We start from the raw sequence: 1,894 nt of genomic DNA, 5'->3' as shown, positions 1-1,894 counted from the left end.
CTATAATCCTCTTTTAAAAAATATATGTAAATATAATAAAAAACGAATGATTAATAGAAATATTCTACACCACTCGTTTTTTATCGGACTTCTTTTTATTGTACTTTTATTTTCTTTATGAGTTATTAGAAAAATAATTGTCTATATAAGTCTTTATTTTTTCAAAATTCTTTTCCATAAATAAGATTGCTGGTACTTCAATTATTGGAAGATTATTTTCATTATCAAAAGCTGGACACGGTTTGGGAACTACCAAATAGTCAACTGAGTTTTTATCCCTAATATAATTAATTGAAACATTATAATACTTAGAGAAATATTCCTTCAAATCATCCTGATTCCTTAAAAATGGTAGAGAAAATATTGAACCATAATTTATACCAGCGTCGACAATTAATACAAAGCATATTTTTTTCATGATACACCCTCCTCGTATAATGAGTTTTAAGTTAATAACTGTTCCTTGAAAATTAAATAGTTTTTATCTTCAAGAGCTACATCAAAAAATGATGTATGGGTAAAATTTAGTCTTGGATACTGGGGGATTTCCCTAGATAATGGAGGTATAGAAATGGATCCATCGGGAATATGCTTACTCCCCCTGTAGTTCGACCACGTTAAAAGACTGTGACCCAGACCAAAATGCACTGCATACGCACAAGCTGTATCGGTTTCCTTCATTTACCTCTCATAGTGGTGGGAGGGCAGCTAAAAAGAAGTCCTGGTGGAAGTTTTGGGAATTAGTACCATTTTTTTAATTAATATAAGTAAAAGAGACCTTATAGGGTATTTTACTGTTTTCGCTCACATGGATTGTCTTATACATCTAAGTTGTTTCTACATAAATATCTGTAATCTCACCTATTACTATATCTTTAAAAAATTTCCAACAGAACCAATAAACCGTTATAAAAAGTATTTAAAATAATAACAAATAGGTATAATAATTCCCACTATAGAAAATACAATACTTCCTAAATTAAATGCAGAAAGTTTCGCACGATGAACTTGAATTTCACCTAAATCTACCCCTCCACTAAAATGCTTATCCATAACTTTAGCGATGTTTTGTTGTTGATTAACAAAATAAGGTATTAGCCATATACAGCAGAACAAAATAATACTACCAAAAAAGAGTGTGTCAATAATTGAAGCTCTCCAATTTAATGAAGTAATGACTATGAGAACAAATTCTCCCACCATAACAATTACCATAGTTACTACATATCTGGATTTTTCAGAAACGTTTTTAAATACAGTCTCGTCCAGAATTTTTTCTATTTTAGTCCATATTACACTGATTAACACGATTAGGCTAATTAAGAAAATAGTAAATAAAGCTTTAACTAAAAGATACTCAAACACTACTGACACCACCTAATAATTTCTAAATTAGAATGTAAAGTTGATTTTTTTAACTCTATTAAAAGATTAAATTCAATAATCTTTTAACTAGCTTATCGAAAAATTTATTGATTTAAAGATACAACGCTATATGTATTAGTTATATAGGATAAGATTTCCCAAAATTCCTTTTCTAATATATATATCTTCTAATCGTTGTTGGACTTCAATTGTCTAAATATTTTATTTAGCACTTTATATTACTTAAGGGTTCGAATTTTCTGAATTAAAATTCCGTGATATTGTTAAGAAAATAATTATTATTATGATATCTCGATGTAATTGCTGCTAATGCTTTATCTTCAAGGGAAAATATAAGGTTTTCGTTACCATAATACTAATAACAACCTAACAAACTGAATATTTACCAGAAAATACTAAAATGTATCCCTCAGCAATTTACAGTATAATACACTTTTAGAAAAAAATCGAATATTTAAGTATTTCCTTATTAATAATATGAATTAATAGAATGTTTATATTATTATAC

At 27.8% G+C, this 1,894-nt stretch carries 2 protein-coding genes; both read right to left on the bottom strand.

From position 1 onward, the window contains the following. Nucleotides 1-115: 115 nt before the first annotated feature. Nucleotides 116-418 (bottom strand): hypothetical protein, encoded by a 303-nt coding sequence (locus GBN78_RS29630; RefSeq protein ID WP_016109376.1) that lies wholly within the window; start codon nt 416-418, stop codon nt 116-118. A gap of 488 nt (nt 419-906) precedes the next feature. Continuing rightward, nucleotides 907-1,365: a hypothetical protein gene (locus tag GBN78_RS29625; protein ID WP_000464472.1), complete on the bottom strand. Its 459-nt coding sequence runs from the start codon at nt 1,363-1,365 to the stop codon at nt 907-909. Nucleotides 1,366-1,894 lie beyond the last annotated feature (529 nt).

This window comes from Bacillus sp. B2-WWTP-C-10-Post-4 (assembly GCF_009183805.1).
GTDB classification, from domain to species: domain Bacteria; phylum Bacillota; class Bacilli; order Bacillales; family Bacillaceae_G; genus Bacillus_A; species Bacillus_A cereus.
The sequence above is the reverse complement of the archived record's forward strand: the minus strand, read 5'-3'. Positions and strand labels throughout refer to the sequence as shown.